This is a genomic window from Actinomadura sp. NTSP31 (assembly GCF_041951385.1).
Lineage (GTDB): Bacteria > Actinomycetota > Actinomycetes > Streptosporangiales > Streptosporangiaceae > Spirillospora > Spirillospora napierensis.
Genome location: NZ_JBGNUT010000027.1, coordinates 15,215 through 32,856, shown reverse-complemented (window position 1 = coordinate 32,856; position 17,642 = coordinate 15,215). Strand labels below are relative to the sequence as shown.

At 72.3% G+C, this 17,642-nt stretch carries 17 protein-coding genes; 6 read left to right on the top strand and 11 right to left on the bottom strand.

Annotation, left to right across the window (positions count from 1 at the left end; all coding sequences use genetic code 11):
• Nucleotides 1–52 precede the first annotated feature (52 nt).
• Nucleotides 53–1,600, bottom strand: coding sequence for a TerD family protein (locus ACA514_RS35145; protein WP_375045585.1), 1,548 nt, complete (start codon nucleotides 1,598–1,600; stop codon nucleotides 53–55).
• 207 nt (nucleotides 1,601–1,807) lie between these two features.
• Between ACA514_RS35145 and ACA514_RS35140 the strand changes: the two genes are divergently transcribed.
• The gene (locus tag ACA514_RS35140; RefSeq protein WP_375045584.1) at nucleotides 1,808–2,926 is read left to right on the top strand and encodes a Gfo/Idh/MocA family protein; all 1,119 of its coding nucleotides are present in this window, start codon (nucleotides 1,808–1,810) and stop codon (nucleotides 2,924–2,926) included.
• Between the two features lie 22 nt (nucleotides 2,927–2,948).
• On the opposite strand, the gene ACA514_RS35135 is transcribed toward ACA514_RS35140, so the two are convergent.
• Complete coding sequence (locus ACA514_RS35135; RefSeq protein WP_375045583.1) at nucleotides 2,949–3,998, bottom strand: biotin/lipoate A/B protein ligase family protein; 1,050 nt, start codon at nucleotides 3,996–3,998, stop codon at nucleotides 2,949–2,951.
• A gap of 133 nt (nucleotides 3,999–4,131) precedes the next feature.
• Here ACA514_RS35135 and ACA514_RS35130 point away from each other — a divergent pair, with 133 nt between their 5' ends.
• Both ACA514_RS35130 and ACA514_RS35125 read left to right on the top strand, forming a co-directional pair.
• Nucleotides 4,132–5,097, top strand: coding sequence for a pirin family protein (locus ACA514_RS35130; protein WP_375045582.1), 966 nt, complete (start codon nucleotides 4,132–4,134; stop codon nucleotides 5,095–5,097).
• Between the two features lie 72 nt (nucleotides 5,098–5,169).
• The gene (locus ACA514_RS35125; RefSeq protein WP_375045581.1) at nucleotides 5,170–5,751 is read left to right on the top strand and encodes a TetR/AcrR family transcriptional regulator; all 582 of its coding nucleotides are present in this window, start codon (nucleotides 5,170–5,172) and stop codon (nucleotides 5,749–5,751) included.
• Here the strand turns inward: ACA514_RS35125 and ACA514_RS35120 are convergent.
• The 5 genes from ACA514_RS35120 to ACA514_RS35100 all read right to left on the bottom strand — a co-directional run bounded on the left by ACA514_RS35120 (nucleotide 5,748) and on the right by ACA514_RS35100 (nucleotide 10,216).
• Complete coding sequence (locus ACA514_RS35120) at nucleotides 5,748–6,752, bottom strand: hypothetical protein (protein WP_375045580.1); 1,005 nt, start codon at nucleotides 6,750–6,752, stop codon at nucleotides 5,748–5,750. The two genes, ACA514_RS35125 and ACA514_RS35120, sit on opposite strands and share 4 nt — an antisense overlap.
• Before the next feature lie 118 nt (nucleotides 6,753–6,870).
• Nucleotides 6,871–8,034, bottom strand: a complete 1,164-nt coding sequence (locus tag ACA514_RS35115; protein ID WP_375045579.1) for an alpha/beta fold hydrolase — start codon at nucleotides 8,032–8,034, stop codon at nucleotides 6,871–6,873.
• A gap of 124 nt (nucleotides 8,035–8,158) precedes the next feature.
• Nucleotides 8,159–9,064, bottom strand: a complete 906-nt coding sequence (locus ACA514_RS35110; protein ID WP_375045578.1) for a LysR family transcriptional regulator — start codon at nucleotides 9,062–9,064, stop codon at nucleotides 8,159–8,161.
• A gap of 28 nt (nucleotides 9,065–9,092) precedes the next feature.
• Nucleotides 9,093–9,557, bottom strand: a complete 465-nt coding sequence (locus tag ACA514_RS35105; RefSeq protein ID WP_375045577.1) for an OsmC family protein — start codon at nucleotides 9,555–9,557, stop codon at nucleotides 9,093–9,095.
• Nucleotides 9,558–9,589: 32 nt separating this feature from the next.
• A complete protein-coding gene (locus ACA514_RS35100; RefSeq protein ID WP_375045576.1) occupies nucleotides 9,590–10,216 on the bottom strand; it encodes a GntR family transcriptional regulator in 627 nt (208 codons plus the stop codon).
• A 110-nt stretch (nucleotides 10,217–10,326) separates the two neighbouring features.
• Here ACA514_RS35100 and ACA514_RS35095 point away from each other — a divergent pair, with 110 nt between their 5' ends.
• On the top strand, nucleotides 10,327–11,244 hold the full coding sequence (locus ACA514_RS35095) for a serine hydrolase (RefSeq protein ID WP_375045575.1): 918 nt from the start codon (nucleotides 10,327–10,329) through the stop codon (nucleotides 11,242–11,244).
• 5 nt (nucleotides 11,245–11,249) lie between these two features.
• Here the strand turns inward: ACA514_RS35095 and ACA514_RS35090 are convergent, their stop codons facing one another.
• On the bottom strand, nucleotides 11,250–11,927 hold the full coding sequence (locus tag ACA514_RS35090) for a DUF4386 domain-containing protein (RefSeq protein ID WP_375045574.1): 678 nt from the start codon (nucleotides 11,925–11,927) through the stop codon (nucleotides 11,250–11,252).
• A gap of 80 nt (nucleotides 11,928–12,007) precedes the next feature.
• Between ACA514_RS35090 and ACA514_RS35085 the strand changes: the two genes are divergently transcribed.
• On the top strand, nucleotides 12,008–12,496 hold the full coding sequence (locus ACA514_RS35085) for a MarR family winged helix-turn-helix transcriptional regulator (protein ID WP_375045573.1): 489 nt from the start codon (nucleotides 12,008–12,010) through the stop codon (nucleotides 12,494–12,496).
• Between the two features lie 191 nt (nucleotides 12,497–12,687).
• Here the strand turns inward: ACA514_RS35085 and ACA514_RS35080 are convergent, their stop codons facing one another.
• The 3 genes from ACA514_RS35080 to ACA514_RS35070 form a co-directional block, all read right to left on the bottom strand.
• Entirely contained in the window at nucleotides 12,688–15,492 is a 2,805-nt protein-coding gene (locus tag ACA514_RS35080) for a vitamin B12-dependent ribonucleotide reductase (protein ID WP_375045572.1), read from the bottom strand.
• 119 nt (nucleotides 15,493–15,611) lie between these two features.
• The gene (gene nrdR / locus ACA514_RS35075) at nucleotides 15,612–16,085 is read right to left on the bottom strand and encodes a transcriptional regulator NrdR (protein ID WP_344263120.1); all 474 of its coding nucleotides are present in this window, start codon (nucleotides 16,083–16,085) and stop codon (nucleotides 15,612–15,614) included.
• 292 nt (nucleotides 16,086–16,377) lie between these two features.
• On the bottom strand, nucleotides 16,378–16,710 hold the full coding sequence (locus ACA514_RS35070) for a LysM peptidoglycan-binding domain-containing protein (RefSeq protein ID WP_375045571.1): 333 nt from the start codon (nucleotides 16,708–16,710) through the stop codon (nucleotides 16,378–16,380).
• A 175-nt stretch (nucleotides 16,711–16,885) separates the two neighbouring features.
• On the opposite strand from ACA514_RS35070, the gene lexA reads away from it, so the two are divergent.
• Entirely contained in the window at nucleotides 16,886–17,584 is a 699-nt protein-coding gene (gene lexA / locus ACA514_RS35065; protein ID WP_375045570.1) for a transcriptional repressor LexA, read from the top strand.
• Nucleotides 17,585–17,642 lie beyond the last annotated feature (58 nt).

Sequence of the window (17,642 nt, the reverse complement as noted above, 5' to 3'; positions counted from 1 at the left end):
GCCGGTAGGCCCCCGCCATCGGCGGGGGCCATTGGGGTGCTCGCGGGCCGGGTCAGTCCTTGCCGCGCGCGGCCACCCACTCCAGTTTCCAGCCGTACGCCTCGTCGACCGCCATCTTGCCCCAGCGCGGACGGCCGGGCGGCGGCATCACGAACCGGCCCTCCCGCCGGACCAGCAACTCCCCGCCCACGTTCTCGATGAGGGCGAGCACGGCGTCGCGGGAACCGTCGATGCAGTCGTCCATGCGCATCTCGATCGGCGGCGCGTTCACCGGGAACAGCGTGGCGATCGCGTCCAGGCCGCGGAAGTCGTCGGCGCCCTCGTAGATCTCGGCGAACACCAGGATCCGCTTGAAGTCGGCGGTGTGGTCGAGGTTGATGGTGAGGTTCTCACCGGTCTCGATCGCGCCGGTGCGGTCGTCCTTGTCGAGCCGGATGAACGGCGGGCGGTCCAGCGCGCCCATGTCGCCGAGCGCGTGGATGATGCCCCGGCGCCCGCTCTGCAGCTCCCAGAGGCAGCACAGGTCGAGGTCCAGGTCGACGCCGCGCCGGCGCTTGCCGAGCCGCCCCTTGGCGACGCCCTCGCGCGCCGTCCAGTTGAGGTTGACCCGCATGTGCCCCGAGGTGGCGCCGTGCTTGGTGAGCGACACCGACGGCTGGTTCTTGGTCAGGGAGATCTTCCCGCCCTGCGGGGCCGGCGCCTGCGGCGGGGCCTGCGGAGGCGGCGCCTGCGGAGGTCCCTGCGGAGGCGCGTACCCGGGCGGCGGCGGAGGCGCGTACTGCCCCGGCTGCCCGGGCTGCCCCGGCGGTGGAGGCGGCATGTACTGCCCGCCCGGCGGCGGCGGAGGCGCGTACTGGTCGGGCGGCGGCGCGTACTGGCCCGGCTGGCCCGGCTGCTCGTACTGGCCTGGCGGCGGGGCGTACTGGCCTGGAGGCGGCGGCATGTACTGCCCGCCGGGAGGCGCGTATTGGCCGGGCGGCGGAGCCTGCGGCTGGGGCGGGGCGGGAGGGGCCGCCGACGGCGGCGGAGGGGCGGGCGTCTGGGCCTGCGGAGGAGGCGGCGCGGACGACTGGCCGGGGTCGTCGACCGTGATGCCGTAGTCGGTGGCCAGGCCCGCGAGCCCGGTGTCGTATCCCTGCCCGACGGCGCGGAACTTCCATCCGCCCTGCCGCCGGTAAAGCTCACCGAGCACGAACGCGGTCTCGCTCGTGGCGCCGGGGCTGTCGAAACGCGCGACCTCGGTACCGCCGGAGGCGTCCGCGACGCGCACGTAGAGCCCCTGGAACTGGCCGAACGTCCCGCCGTCCGCGGACGCGGCGATCACGATCTTCTCGACGGCCGGTTCGACGCGGCCGAGGTCCACCGCCAGGGCGTCCACCGTCGTCGGCCCCTGCTGCTTGCCCTCGTACCGGACCGCGCCGGACGCGTGCGCCGGCTGGTTGTAGAAGATGAAGTCGTCGTCGGAGCGCACCCGGCCGGACTCGGCCAGCAGCAGCGCCGACGCGTCGGCGTCCGGCACGCCCGGGCCGCTCTGCCACCCGACCTCCACGCGGACCGCGGGAACCGGCACCGCGGTGTTGGCGCCCTTCTGCATGGACATTAACGCTCCTCGTCATCGGCCGACGTGACCAACCTACGGGCCGACCCGCGGCACCGCGACCTGCATGTGAGGTGGACGCACGACGCCGCCGGGTAGTTCCGGGGCCCAACCGGACCCGCATCGTCCTTTTAAGTGGACGAGCGGCGTCCGGTTGCGTTAGCCTCGATGAAACGGACGATCAATGTCCGGTTATCCGAGGAGGTCCTCATGGCAGACGGCGGCATCCGGGTCGGCATCGTCGGCGCGAACCCCGACCGCGGCTGGGCCGCGCGGGCCCACATCCCCGCCCTACGCGCACTGCCCGGTTACGAGGTCACGGCCGTCGGCACCAGCCGGGCCGCCAGCGCCCGCGCGGCGGCCGACCGGTTCGGCGTCCCGCACGCCTTCACCGACGCCCGGGAACTCGCCGCGCATCCCGACGTCGATCTGGTCGTGATCACCGTCAAGGTGCCGGCGCACGACGCGCTGGTCCGGGCGGCGCTCGACGCGGGCAAGCACGTCTACTGCGAGTGGCCCCTCGCGCTCGACACCGCAGAGGCCGAGGGCCTGCTGGACCTCGCGCGGCGCACCGGCGCGCGGCACGCGGTGGGGCTGCAAGCGCGCTTCTCCCCCGCCGTGCAGTACGCGCGGGACCTCGTCGCCGACGGATACGTCGGCCGGGTGACCTCCGTCAACGTCTACGCGGCGCGCGGCAAGGCCGGCGGAGGAGAGATCCCCGCCTGGGCCGCCTACACATTCGACAAGACGAACGGCGCCGGCTCACTCGAAGTCGGCGCGGGCCACACGCTGGACGTCCTGGAGTACATCGCCGGCAACGTCACGGCCTTGTCGGCGGAGCTGGCAGTGCAGCGCACCGAGTACCCCGTGACGGGCACGAACGAGACGGTCAAGGTCGACACACCCGACCAGATCGTCGTGGGCGCGGTTCTCGCCGGAGGCGCCACCGCCTCGGTGCACGTGCACGACGCGAAGGTCACCGCCGCCCGCACCCGGATCGAGATCGCGGGCACCGACGGGGACCTCGCCCTGGTCTCTCCCGGCCCCGGCGCCAAGGAGGGCGTCCAGATAGGCGCCCTGGCGCTCCGCGGCGCCCGGGGCGGCGGAGCGCCCCGCGAGGACCTGCCGATCCCGGACGACTACCTATGGGTCCCCGAGCAGGCGCGCACGGTCGAGGTCCTCAACGTCGCGCAGTTCTACGCCCGCTTCGCCGAGGACATCCGGACGGGCGCCAGTACCGTGCCGGGCTTCGACACGGGCCTGCACGTGCACCGGCTCCTCGACGCCGTCCGCCGTTCCGCAGGAACCGGGACGCGCCAGACCCTTTGAACCCGTGACCGGGCCGGGCGGGTCAGGGGACGCGGGCGGTCCATTCGGGGGTGGTGAACTTGTCAGCCGCGTACTTGTCCGCGAGGCGCAGCTCGTCGTCGGTGAGCCCGTCGGCGACCAGGCCGTACCGGCTCCGGAAGTGCGCGATCATCCGGTCGATGATCTCTTCGCGGGGCAGGCCGGTCTGCCGCCGCAGCGGATCGACCCGCTTGGCGGCGCTGGCGATGCCCTTGTCGGACACCTTCTCCCGGCCGATCCGCAGCACCCGCAGCATCTTCGCGGCGTCGATGTCGTACGACATCGTCACGTGGTGCAGCACCGCGCCTGAGGCCAGCCGCTTCTGCGCCGCGCCGGCGATCTTGCCCTCGTCGGAGGTGATGTCGTTGAGCGGCTGGTACCAGGCCCGGATCCCGAGCTCGGCGAGGGCGCCGAGCACCCAGTCGTCGAGGAAGGCGTAGCTCTCGGCGAACGACATGCCCGCGACCAGCGACGCGGGCGCGTACAGCGAGTAGGTGATGGTGTTGCCGGGTTCGACGAACATCGCGCCCCCGCCGCTGATGCGGCGCACCACCTCGACGCCGTACCGTCCGGCCTCCTCGGCGTCGACCTCGTTGCGCAGCGACTGGAAACTGCCGATGACCACCGCCGGCGACGCCCACTCCCACACCCGCAGCGTCGGCGGGCGGCGCCCCGCGCCGACCTCCTCCGCGAGCACCTGGTCGAGCGCCATGTGCAGCGCCGGGCCCTGCGGCGGCTCATGGACCAGCCGCCACTCGTGGTCGCGCCAGTCCGACGCCCGCGCGACCGCGCGCCGCACCGCGATGCCCACGGCCTCGGCGGTGATGCCCAGCATCACCGTCCCGGCCGGCAGCCCTGCCTGGACGCGGGCCCCGATCTCCCTGGCCTCCAGGCCGGCGGGCACCCCGTCCAGGGCGGCGTCGATGGCCTCCAGCGCCTCGTCCGGCTCCATGAAGAAGTCGCCGCTGATCCTCGGGCGGCGCAGCAGCCCGTCCACCACGTCGACATCGGCGACCACGAGCTTGCCGCCGGGGACCTTGTACTCACCGTGCATCACGTTCCTTCAAACCCCGGCGCCCCGGTCCCGATTCCGCGCTCCGCTCCAAGCGGAAGGGGACGTCGTCGGTCCCGGTCGGGTTCGCGCGCAGACTGTTCCGTAGCGTGGCCTTCATGAAGGAGTCGGTGCGGTGAGCAATCTTGATGTGCGGCCCAAGGCCGTCACGTGCGGGGGCCGGGAGGACGTCGCCGGAGGGCCGGTGCACGAGGTGCTCCCGCCGCGGCGGGTGCCGCTCGGCGAGAGCACGGTCGTCCGCCGGCTGCTGCCGAGCCTCGGCCGGCGGATGGTCGGGGCCTGGTGCTTCGTCGATCACTACGGCCCGGACGACATAGCCGGCGAGCCCGGGATGCAGGTGCCGCCGCATCCGCACATCGGGCTGCAGACGGTGAGCTGGCTGCACGCCGGGGAGGTGCTGCACCGCGACAGCCTCGGCAGCCTGCAGGCCGTCCGGCCGCGCGAGCTGGGGCTGATGACGGCCGGGCGGGCCATCGCGCACTCGGAGGAGTCGCCGCGCGACCACGCGCCGACGCTGCACGGGGCGCAGCTGTGGGTGGCGCTGCCGGACGCGCATCGCGGCACCGAACCGGCGTTCGAGCACCACGGTGACCTCCCCGTGGTGCGCGGCCCGGGTTTCGGCGGGACGGTGATCCTCGGCGAACTCGACGGCGCGGTCTCACCCGGGACCGCGTACAGCCCCATCGTCGGCGCGGACATCACCCTGGCGGACGGCGCCGACGTGCGCCTGCCCGTCGAGGCGGACTTCGAGTACGCGGTGCTCACCATGTCGGGCGTCACCGAGGTGGACGGGGTGCGCGCGGAGCCGGGCTCGATGGTCTACCTCGGATGCGGCCGCCGGGAGCTGCGGTTGCGCGCCGATGGGGCGAGCGGGCTCGTCCTGCTGGGCGGCGAGCCGTTCGAGGAGAAGCTGGTCATGTGGTGGAACTTCGTCGCGCGGTCGGGCGAGGAGATCCGCCGGGCGCGCGAGGACTGGACGTCCGGCGAGCGGTTCGGCGCCGTGCACGGCTACGACGGGCCTCCGATCCCGGCGCCGGCGCTTCCCGACGTGCCCCTCAAGCCTCGGGGGCGCGTCCGCTGACCGCGTCCGCCCGTGTGCATCGAGCCGAATGTTGTCTTTGCTCGCTTGTCTAGCGATGCTAGGGTCCACCCTGTGTCCGTACAAGAACGCCGTGAGCGCGAACGAGCAGAACGTCACCGGCTGATCGTCAGGGCCGCCCGGGAGATGGCCGAGGCGGAGGGCTGGGAGTCGGTGACCACCCGGCGGCTGGCCGAACGCGTCGAGTACAGCCAGCCCGTCCTCTACAGCCACTTCAAAGGCAAGGACGCCATCGTCGCGGCGGTGGCGGTGGACGGGTACGGCGAGATGGCCGGCCTCCTGCGCGAGGCGCGGACCGCCCGGCCGGCGCCGGAGGAGGCGCTGCGCGCCATGGCCGGGGCCTACCTGGACTTCGCCCGGGAACGGCCCGCGCTGTACGACGCGATGTTCGTCCAGCAGATCGACGTGACGTTCGGGACCGGCGCGTCGCCCGCGCCCCTGCGGGAGGCCTTCGGCGAGTTCGTCTCCGCGCTGGAGCCGCTCGCGGGCGGGCGGGACGTGGAGACGCTCGCCGAGGTGACCTGGGGATCGCTGCACGGCCTAGCCACCCTCGCGCACGGGCACCGGCTGAGACCCGGACACGGCGACGCCCGCCTCGACCTGCTCCTGACGGCGATCATCGCGGGCGGCTCCTAGCGAGCGGTCGCCGGTCGCGACCCGGGTCGCGCCGCCTTCAGGAGCGCGGCGAGCATCGTGATCCCGGCGGTGATGCCCAGCCCGTACTCGGCCACTGAAACGCCCGTGTACTCGACGGGCGTGTAGCCGCCCGGGTGGAGGAGCGCCCAGGGGAGCTTCCACGCCGACCACGCGAACAGCGAGCCCGACGCGATGAAGCCCAGCGCCATCGGGATCCACCGGGGAATCCTCGGGCGTCCGGCGGCGACAGCCCGGACCGCAGCGGCGCCTATGACGGCCCAGAGCGCGGAATTGCCGACGAGCAGCCGCCCGTTGGCGCCCATCATGTCCGGGTGGGCGATGCCGAGCGTTCCGCCCGCCGCCCAGTACGTCCACAGGAGCGCCAGTGCCGCGACCAGGGCGTTCAGGGCTCGGAGGCGGTGCCGCCCGAGGAGCGCAGGCCCGTGGTCCCCGACCCGTCCGAGGAACGCGGCCGGCCACCTTTCCCGCATGTAGATCGGGAGCCCGACGGCCAGCCCCACGGCCATGCCCGCGAACCCCACGCCGATGAAGACCATCTCCCAGGACGGCGCCGCGTCCGACCCGCCGGACCCGCCGGAGCCGCCGCTTTCCGAGTCCCCGCCCACGAAGGCGCTGAGCAGCATGTAGGGGATCATCGGGATGAGGAACCCGGCGCCCGTCCAGGCGCAGAAGACCAGCGGCGGCGCCGGGACGCGGCGTCCCCATCGCTGCGCCAGGCCCAGCCCGAGGACGACGCCGACGACCGACATGCCGACGGTGACCGTGTTCAGCAGGATCCAGTCGCCGTCGCCGAAGTCGGACGGCGTGTGCCCGAGCAGCGCCGCCACCACCCAGACGATCTTCACCGCGAGGTAGAGGGACAGGGAGAGGGCGGCGCCGTAGCCGGCCGCTTTGCGGACCGTAGTCCATCTGGCGCCGATCCCGTCCGTCTCGACCGGTGTGGCGGTCCCGCTCACCGGCGTGTGCAGCCCGTTGCTCATGATGGAGAGTTTCGAGCGGCGGCGCCGCGCCCGCCTCCCCCGTGGGAACCACCCGGCTCCCCCGCACGGGCGAGCGCGCGGAGAGCCGTCCCGACGGGCGGTCTCCGCGCCTCTCGTTCTAGCGGTCGGCCGGGAGGAAGCGGTCCAGCGCGTCGGCGACGAGGGCGGGCTGTTCGAGCGTCTGCATGTGCGGCGTGCCCGGCAGCACCTGGTACGTCGACCCGGGGATGCGCTCGGCGACCCCCGACATGACCTCGGGGGTGGTCGAGTAGTCCTCCTCCCCCACCAGCACCAGGGTCGGCGCCTGGAGCCCGGCGAGCTTGCCCTCGACGTCGACGTCCTTGAAAGCGCGCCAGGCGGCGGCCCAGTCGGCGGGGTCGAAGCGCCGGATGAGTTCCCGCGCGTACTGCACGCCCCACCCGTTCGTGGCGAGCGCGGGGGCGGTGAACCACCGCGTCAGGGTCGGGACGATCTGCGCCTCCATGCCGTCCTCCTCGCCGGAGCGGGCGCGCCCTTCGAACGCGGCGAACGCCTGGTCGGTGGTGGCCAGCAGGGCGAGCGACTCGATCCGCTCCGGTGAGCGCACCGCGAACGTCTGCGCGATGCCGCCGCCCATGGACAGCCCGACGACGTGCGCCCGGTCGACGTCGAACGCGTCCAGGACGCCGCCCATGTCCCGGGCGAGGTCGTCCATGGTGAAGGGCCGGGGCGCGCCGGCCGCGCCGCCGTGGCCGCGGAAGTCGTAGGCGAAGACGCGGCGCCCTTGCGACAGGCGCTCCATGACCGGCTCCCACATGCGCCAGTCCACACCGAGGGAATGGGAAAGGATCACCGCGGGACCGCGGTCGCCCTTCTGCGCCACGACGGTTTCATGGTCGGCCAGCTGGACGCGGTGCAGCGCGGGCTGCCCGGGAGCACCCGCCTCCTGGAGCACCTCGTTGACCACGTCCAGCGCGTTCAACGCGCGCGGGAAGCCCGCGTAGACCGCGACGTGCTCGGCGAGGGCCAGCAGTTCGTGTGGCGCGACCCCCTGGTGGAGCGCCCCGCGCACATGGCTGGCCAGGCGCCGGTCGGCGCCTCCGAGGGACGCCACGATCGCCGCGCTCGCGAGCTCCCGTTCCCGGCGGCTCAGCTCCGAACGCGCCAGCGGGCCGCCGAACGCCCCTTCGAGCACCGTCTCGTACATCTGCGGGGACACGCTCCGCACATCGGCGAACGCCTCCTCCGGCGGCACGCCCATCAAGCCCTCATAAGCCCTGCGTGCACGCTCGTCACGGTTCATCGTGATGCTCCTGTCCCAGTAGCCCCGCGCTGTGCGGAACACGTCGATCGTCGCGTGCGGGCGCATCAGATGTCCAAGACATAAAACAGCTATCGGTCAAACATCGTGCTTATGAACGTCGTGCTTATGGCCCTCCGACCGACGCGAGCTCCGGGTGGCGTTCCATGAAGGCGATGAAGGCCGCCAGCGCCGGGCCCGGCCGGCGCCCCGCCGGCCACGCCAGCGACGGCGCCCAGGTCGGCTCGGGGTCGAGCCGGACGATGCCGACCGGCAGCCCGGGCTCCTCGGCCACCGAGCGCGGCATCACGGCCGCGGCCAGGCCCACGCTCGCCATGGCCCGCGCCGTGCTGTACTCGCGGGTCTCGAACCGGATCCGCGCCGCCGCCCCGGCGTCCGCGAGGACCGACAGCACGATCTCCCGGATCACCGAACCCTGCGGGTAGCAGACGAGGTCGATGCCGTCCAGGGCCGGCACCGGGACGCGGTAGCGGCCGGCCAGCGGCGCCGACTCCGCCGTGACGAGGACGAGCGGCTCCTCGCCGAGCGGCAGCGAGGCGAGCCGGCGTCCCTCCTCCTGCGGGGGCAGCCGCACGAGGGTCGCCGCGTCCAGCCGTCCGCCGTGCAGGCCCGCGACCATCTCCTCGGTGTTCATCTCGAGCAGTTCGACGACGACGCCGGGGAACTCGGCGGCGAACGCGGCCAGCAGGCGCGCCAGCCGCGCCGTCAGCCCGCGCGCGCCGCCCAGCCGGATGCGGCCGCGCGTCCCGCCGGCCCAGCCGCTCATCTCCTCCTCGACCGCCGCGATGTCGGCGAGGATCCGTTCGGCGTGCTCCAGCAGGGCGGCGCCCGCCGGAGTCAGCTCCACACGATGGTTGTTGCGTTCGAACAGCGCGATGCCGAGCTGCCGTTCGAGCTTGCGGATCTGCTGGGACAGCGCGGGCTGCGCTATCTGCAGCGCCTCGGCGGCGCGGGTGAAGTGCAGCTCGCGTGCGACGGCCCGGAAGTACTCGAGCTGGCGAGATCCGATCATCGCGCCAGCATCTCACTCATCGGCCGCGTCAGACCGCCACCGTCTCAGGTTCGTGCCGGACCGGGAAGTTCACCGAATTGGCGATGAAGCACTTCTCGTGGGCCTGCGCGTGCACCTTTCCCAGGTCGCCGGCGCGGGCCGGATCCGCCAGGGTCACCTTGGGACGCAGCACGACCTCCTCGAACCGCCCCCCGCCGTCCGGCGTCTCGATCATCGTCCCGTGCGGGCGGTCGGTGTAGGCCGTGACCACGATCCGCTCGCCCGCGCAGAGGGCGAGGAACCACAGCATGTGGCACTGCGACAGCGACGCGACGAGCAGTTCCTCCGGATTCCACCGGGACGCGTCGCCGCGGAACGACGGATCCGCACTGCCCGCTATCGGCGCCTTTCCTGCGGCCTCCACGTCATGGGACCGGTCGTAGGCGCGATAGGAACTGGTGCCGGTGTCATCCGACCAGGTCACCGTCACCTCGTAGTGATGGGTCTTGGGCATCGCACGTCCTCCCTGCCAGTTGAAAGTCGCGGTCAGTTGAGAGTCGCGCTCGTGGCGCGGGCGTGCTCCCCGGCGATGCGCCCGGCGAGGGCCCGGTCGCCGTCCACGATCGCGCGCAGCAGGCGGCGGTGCTCGCCGGCCACCGTCTCCGGGCGGTCCGGAGCGGTGAGCGACGCGCGCGTCGAGACGATGATCCGGTCCCACAGCCGGTCGAGCGCCTCCAGCGCGATCGGGTTGCCGGCCAGCTCGGCGATCCCGCGGTGGAACTCCCGGTTGAGCGCGACCGCCCGGTCGAGGTCACCGGCCGCCGTGACGTCCTCGATCAGCAGCGCGTGCCGCTCCAGATCGGCCAGGTCGGCGGGCGGGACGCGGCCGGCCCGCTGCCGGTCGGCGGCGAGTTCGGCGGTGAGCGCCTCCAGCGCGGCGCGCACCTCGTGGGCATGGGCCAGCCGTTCCGCGCTCAGCGCGTTCACCACGACGCCCCGCCCGGTCCCCTGGACGAGCCCGTCGCCCTCGAGCCGGCGGAGCGCCTCGCGGACCGGCGTGCGGCTCACCTCCAGCGCCGCGCTCACCGACAACTCGGTGAGCCGCTCCCCCGGCATGTACCGCCCGGCGACGATCAGGTCGCGGAGCTGCCGATACACCACGTCACCCTGCACGGCGCCCATTGTATGCAATGGATGCAGTGCATGCAAATCGGTTAACGGCAAGGTAACGGCGCGCTCAGAACACTCACGATCATGGATTCCGACGTCCCGTCCCCGCCGCCATGAGACCGGTCGCGCTCCTGGTCGCATCGCTGGCCGGCGCCCTCGCCATACTGGCGGCAGGCTCGTCCGCCGTCGTCCGGACGACGATCCCGTCCCGCACGCCGGCGCCAACGTCCACCGGAAGGCCGATGCCCGCACCGTCCGCCACTCCCGCGTTCGGCGGGTCAGAGCGCGCGGCCCTGACCCGCGCCCTCGACCGCTACCTCGCGCACAGGCCCGGTGACCTGTCGGTGTCCGTGCGGGAGGTGTCCACGGGGCTCGGCTACACCTACAACGGCGACCTGCGGACGGCGACCGCCAGCATCGTCAAGGTCGACATCGTCATCGCCCTGCTCCTGCGCGCCCAGCGGGAGGAACGCGCCCTGACCGCATCGGAGCGGGCGCTCGCCGAGAAGGCGATCAAAATCAGCGACAACGGCGCGACCAGCGCGCTGTGGAACGAGATCGGCGGGGCGGCCGGGCTGGCGTCCGCCAACCGCAGGCTCGGCCTGCGCGACACCGACCCCGGCCCGGGCGGCGCGTGGGGGTCGACGACGACCGGCGCCGCCGACCAGGTCCGGCTGCTGGCCGCGCTCGCCTCCGGCCGCTCTCCCCTGCACGCCGCCGGCCGCCGCTACCTGCGGGGACTGATGGCGGAGGTGACGCCCGAGCAGGCGTGGGGAGTGAGCGCCGCGGCCGAAGACGGCGCGGAGGTCGCGCTCAAGAACGGCTGGCTGCCCCGGCAGGTCCATGGCGGACGCTGGACGGTCAACAGCATCGGCCTGATCCGCGACGCGGGCCGCCTGTTCCTCGTCGCGGCCGTCTCCGAGCGCGACCCGGCGCTGGAGAAGGGAATCGCGGCCGTCGAGCACGCGTGCGCGAGCGTCGTCGCCGCCCTCGCCCGCGCCGTCTCGTCCGACCGCGCCTCCCAGCGGTAGCGCGCTCACGCCGCGCGGGACCGCACGTCGTGGCGGGTGCGCGGCATCAGCGCGGCGGCGGCGATCAGCCACAGCAGGCCGCCGAACCGGACGACCGGGACCAGGACGGCGAACCCGGAGCCCACCAGGGTCAGCGTCCCGGCCATGCCGACCAGGGCGATCGCCAGGCCGACCCACGAGACCGGCCGGGGCAGCAGCCCCGCGAACAGCCCCGTCACCGACAGACCGGCGACGAGCAGCGCGAACGTCGCCGCGTAGGCGGGGCCGCCGGACAGGAACGACAGATCGGCCAGGGCCCGCGCGAGCGCCGGGCTCGCGTCCGCGGGCAGCCGGCCGCCCGCCCATCCGAACATCGCGCTGAGCGCGAGCATGCCGGCCGCGAGGATCCCGCCGGCCAGCGTGATCGCCGACCCCGGCGCGGTGACGCCCAGCGCGCGGAGTCGCCGGTAGAGGGTCCCGGCGGCCACCGTGAGCGGGAACGCCGACCCGAGCAGCAGGAAGGTTCCGGCCTTGATCGCGGTCCCGTGGTCCCGGGCGTACCGGAGGACCTCGGCGCCGGACGCGTCCGGATGCGGCGTGGACCGGTTGGCCACCACGTAGGCGGCGGTCAGCGCGGTGAAGGCGAGGACGGGCAGCAGTAGCGGCGGCCCGGACTGCGGGCGGCGGCCGGTCTCGGTGTTCATGGTCTCTCCCTCTCGACGATCCGTATACACTCGATAATGATTACAAAGTGAAACGATTGTCAAGCGGCTACGATGTCGCCATGACCGCGAGCGCACCCACGCCCCGGACGGGGGTCGCCTTCCTGCTGGCCCAGCTCGGGGCGCACGCCGCCGGCCTGTTCGCCGAACGGATCGCCGGCCTCGACCTGACACCTCCGCAGGCCGGCCTGCTGCGCATGCTGGCCGCCGCCCCCGGCCGAAGCCAGCGCGAACTCGCCGGCGACCTGGGCATGCCGCCCAGCCGGTTCGTCCCGTTCGCCGACGAGCTGGAGGGGCGCGGCCTGATCGAGCGCCGCCGGAACCCCAGCGACCGCCGCATCTACGCGCTGCACCTCACCGGCAAGGGCGAGGACCTCCTCGCCGAACTCGCCCAGGTGGGCATGAACCACGAACAACAGATCTGCGAGTCCCTCACACCCGAGGAACACGACCGGCTCCAAGCGCTCCTACGACGCATCGCCGACCAGCAGGGCCTGCGCCCCGACGTCCACCCCGGCTACCGCCGCCTACACCCCAAACCCCAACCCTGACCCACCACCGCGCCCCCACACAGAACGAGGGGGACCTGGACAGCGTCCAGATCCCCCTCGTGCCCGCTCTTCCTCGGTCGGCCCGGTCCCGCCGCTTCGCCCGGCCGCCGGAAAGCCGGAGCGGGGGAGCCGGCGCAACGCCGACTCCCCCGCTCCAATTACTCCGATTCACGCCCGAACGGCGTGCGGCATCAGCTGCAGCCGCTGGTGGAGCCGCAGCCTTCGCAGACGTAGCAGCTGCCCGCGGGGCGCATCTTCGTGCCGCAGGTCAGGCAGAGCGGCGCGTCGGCGGTGCGGCCCTGGCGGCTCTCGATGACCTCCATCGAGGAGCGCGCCTCGGGCGCGGACGCCGGGGCCGCCGGGCGGGTGATCTCCGCCGACTGGGCGAGGGTCTCGTGCTCGATCACCTCGTCGTCGTGCAGGGACGCCGGGTCCTCGCCGTTGGCCTGCATCGCGCGCTCCTCGGCGGTGAAGATGCCGAGGCCCGCGCGCTCCTCGAAGGGCAGGTGGTCCAGCGCCAGGCGGCGGAAGATGTAGTCCATCACCGAGGTGGCCATGCGGATGTCGGGGTCGTCGGTCATCCCGGCGGGCTCGAACCGCATGTTGGTGAACTTCTCCACCCAGGTCTCCAGCGGCACGCCGTACTGGAGGCTGATGGAGATGGCCATGGAGAAGGCGTCCATCACGCCGGCGAGGGTGGAGCCCTGCTTGCCGAGCTTGAGGAAGACCTCGCCGACGCCGTCGTCCGGGTAGGACGAGGCGGTCATGTAGCCCTCGGCGCCCGCGACGGAGAAGCGGGTGACGGTGGCGGGCCGCTGCTTCGGCAGCCGCTTGCGGACGGGCCGCACCTCGGCGGGAGCGGCCTCGGTCTTGGCCTCCTCCTTCTTGCCTGCGGCCGACAGCGGCTGGCCGACCTTGCAGTTGTCGCGGTAGATCGCCAGGGCCTTCAGGCCGAGCCGCCAGCCCTCGAAGTACACCTTCTCGATGTCCTCGACGGTGGCCTGCTCGGGCATGTTGACGGTCTTGGAGATCGCGCCGGACAGGAACGGCTGCGTCGCCGCCATCATCCGGACGTGCCCCATCGGGCTGATCGCCCGCTCGCCCATCGCGCAGTCGAACACCTCGTAGTGCTCGGGGCGCAGGCCGGGGGCGTCCACGACGTGGCCGTTCTCGCCGATGTACTCGACGATCGCCTCGATCTGCTCCTGCTGGTAGCCGAGCATGCGCAGGGCGCGCGGCACCGTCTGGTTGACGATCTGCATGGAGCCGCCGCCGACGAGCTTCTTGAACTTCACCAGCGCGAGGTCGGGCTCGATGCCGGTGGTGTCGCAGTCCATCATCAGGCCGATGGTGCCGGTCGGGGCCAGCAGCGACGCCTGCGCGTTGCGGTAGCCGTGCTTCTCGCCCGCCTTCAGGCACTCCTGCCACTGCTTGGCGGCGGCGGCGTGGATCGCCCGGTCCATGTCGTCGAGGACGCGGATGCCGTCGTTGGCGGCGGCGTGCTTGCGCATGACCCGCTTGTGGCCCTCGGCGTTGCGCGCGTAGCCCTCGTACGGGCCGACGACCCCGGCGATCTCGGCCGAGCGGCGGTAGGCGACGCCGGTCATCAGCGAGGTGATGGCGGCGGCGAGGGACCGGCCGCCCTCGGAGTCGTAGGCGTGGCCGGTCGCCATCAGCAGCGCGCCGAGGTTGGCGTAGCCGATGCCGAGCTGCCGGTAGTCGCGGGTGGTCTGCGCGATCTTCTCGGTCGGGAAGTCGGCGAAGGTGATGGAGATGTCCATCGCCGTGATGATCAGCTCGGTGAGCTTGACGAACCGCGCGACGTCGAAGGTGCCCTCGCCGGTGAGGAACTTCAGCAGGTTGATGCTGGCGAGGTTGCAGGACGAGTTGTCCAGCGACATGTACTCCGAGCACGGGTTGGACGCGGTGATCCGGCCGGACTCGGGGTTGGTGTGCCAGTCGTTGATCGTGTCGTCGTACTGGATGCCGGGGTCGGCGCACTCCCAGGCGGCCTGGGCCATGAGCCGGAACAGCTCCTTGGCCTTGACCGTCTCGACGACCTCGCCGGTCATCCGGGCGCGCAGCCCGAACTCGCCGTCGGACTCGACGGCGTGCATGAACTCGTCGGAGACGCGGACGGAGTTGTTGGCGTTCTGGTACTGGACGCTGCCGATGTCCTTGCCGCCGAGGTCCATGTCGAACCCGGCGTCCCGCAGCGCGCGGATCTTGTTCTCCTCGCGCGCCTTGGTCTCGATGAACTCGGCGACGTCGGGGTGGTCGACGTCCAGCACGACCATCTTCGCGGCCCGGCGGGTGGCGCCGCCGGACTTGATCGTCCCGGCGGACGCGTCGGCGCCGCGCATGAACGAGACGGGGCCGCTGGCGGTGCCGCCGGACGACAGCAGCTCCTTGCTGGAGCGGATGCGGGACAGGTTCAGGCCGGCGCCCGAGCCGCCCTTGAAGATCACGCCCTCTTCCTTGTACCAGTCCAGGATCGACTCCATCGTGTCGTCCACGGACAGGATGAAGCAGGCCGACACCTGCTGCGGCGACTTCGTGCCGACGTTGAACCAGACCGGCGAGTTGAAGCTGAACAGCTGGTGGACCAGCGCGTACTTCAGCTCGTGCTCGAAGACCTCGGCGTCCTGCTCGGTGGCGAAGTAGCCGTTCTCGAGGCCGGTCCGGACGTACACGCCGACGACGCGGTCGACGAGCTGCTTGAGGCTCCACTCGCGCTGCGGGGTGCCGACGGCGCCGCGGAAGTACTTGGACGTGACGATGTTGACGGCGTTCAGCGACCAGAAGTCGGGGAACTCCACACCGCGCTGCTCGAAGTTGACCGAGCCGTCGCGCCAGTTGGTCATGACGACGTCGCGGCGTTCCCAGCGCAGCTCGTCGTAGGGGTGAACGCCGGGCGTGGTGAAGATCCGCTCCATCTTCAGCCCCTTGCGCCCTCCCTTGCCGCGCCGCGTCGGCCCGCTGACGGTCTCCGTCATGGCTTCCCCCTCCCGGGCCCTCCCGCCGGGCCCTGTACAGGAACAACTCCGCCGCCGCACGGGCCATGCCCGCGCGGAGGCGCCTTCACAATGTGCTTCTGGTATTTCCGGAACCGCCCCTACCGGGGCGGGCCGGGCTCCCCCGAGGAACCGGCCTTCCGCAGTGCTTCGATCTCCTTGGCGAAGTCGTCCAGCGACTCGAAGCTCCGGTAGACCGAGGCGAATCGCAGATAGGCGACCTCGTCGAGTTCGCGAAGCGGCCCGAGGATGGCGAGGCCGACCTCGTGCGAGGGGATTTCCGCGGATCCGGACGATCTGATCGCCTCTTCGACCCGCTGCCCCAGCTTCGCGAGCGCATGCTCGTCCACCGGGCGGCCCTGGCAGGCCCTGCGCACCCCGGCGATGATCTTTTCCCGGGAGAACGGCTCGGTGACCCCGCTGCGCTTGGCCACCATCACGAGCACATTCTCCTGCGTGGTGAATCGCTTGCCGCATTCCGCGCACGCGCGGCGGCGCCGAATGGCACCGCCGTCATCGGTCGCACGGCTGTCGATCACTTTGGTGTCAGGGTTGCGGCAGAACGGGCAGTGCACGCTCTTTCCCTCCCCTGACGGAAACGACTCACACCGACTGCACGCCATATATGGGTGACTTACATCAGTGTGACTACTAGATGTTGTGGTCAACCGTACGGCTCGACGCAGGGCTACGCAACCTGATCCGGGGCCTCGGAAGCGGACTCTCGTCACATCCGCCGCGTAGATCCAGGTCACGTCGGACGATCCGGTTGCGGCCCCGGGCGTGTCGCCGCACCCCGGCCGGGGCGGCCCCGTTCCGGGCGCCGCGATCCTGGCAATCCAGGCGATCCCGGCCAGGCGAGGCGGGTCAGCCCGGCAGGACGAGCTGCTGGCCCGGTTGCACCGTGGGGTCGCCGCCGAGCCCGTTGAGGTCGATGATCCGCTGGACGGTGACGCGCGGGTCGGCGCCGGGGTCACAGTCCGTGGCGATGCGCCAGAGCGTGTCGCCGGGCTCGACGACCGTGCTCCGGACGTGCCCGGACGGCCGGTGGTGCTGCGCGCGCCCGCCCGCGAAGGCGCCGCTGCCGCCGTCCAGCCACAGGGCGGCGAGCGTGCAGGCGGCGGCGAAGGCGACCAGTACGGCGCGCCCGCGGCGGGTGAGGCGCAGTGGAGCACGTTCCCCGGACGACGAAACGGGCATCTCACCCTCCTGGACTTCGAATGGATTTTCGATCGAACGCCTGTACGATGTTGTACCGCAGCCCACCCGCGAAACGCGAGCACATCTTCGAACAATTGTTTGATCATTTCGTCCGGACGCGATAGCGTTCATTGCAAGGAGTGACGGAGCCGAGGCGCCCGGGAGGCGACGAGCGATGAGCAAGGTCCGGGAGCTGCCCGACGGGCCCATGGACGAAACGGGCCTGACCCAGCGGCAGCGCATGGTGCTGGAGGTGATCCGCGACTCGGTCCAGCGCCGGGGGTATCCGCCCTCGATGCGCGAGATCGGCGAGGCGGTCGGCCTGACCAGCACCTCCAGCGTGTCGCACCAGCTCCGGGCCCTGCAGCGCAAGGGCTACCTGCGGCGCGACCCAAACCGCCCGCGCGCGGTCGAGGTCCGGGTCCCCGGCACGACGCCGGTGCGCACCGAGCCCGACTCCTACGAGGCGGTGGGCGGCCAGCCGACCGCGACGCGGCCCGCCCCGGCCTACGTCCCGCTCGTCGGCCGGATCGCCGCCGGCGGGCCGATCCTGGCCGAGGAGGCGGTGGAGGACGTCTTCACCCTGCCCAAGCAGCTCGTCGGCGAGGGCACGCACTTCCTGCTGAAGGTCACCGGCGACTCGATGATCGAGGCGGCGATCGCGGACGGCGACTGGGTCGTGGTCCGCCAGCAGCCGGTCGCCGAGCAGGGCGACATCGTCGCCGCCATGATCGACGGCGAGGCGACGGTGAAGACCTTCAAGCGCCGGGACGGCCACATCTGGCTGATGCCGCAGAACTCGGCCTACGAGCCGATCCCCGGCGACGAGGCGTCCGTGCTCGGACGCGTCGTGGCGGTCCTGCGCAAGATGTAGCGCACGGCGCGTCGCGCGTCCGGCGCGGAAGCGGCACCGAGAGGCGGCCGCGGGGCTG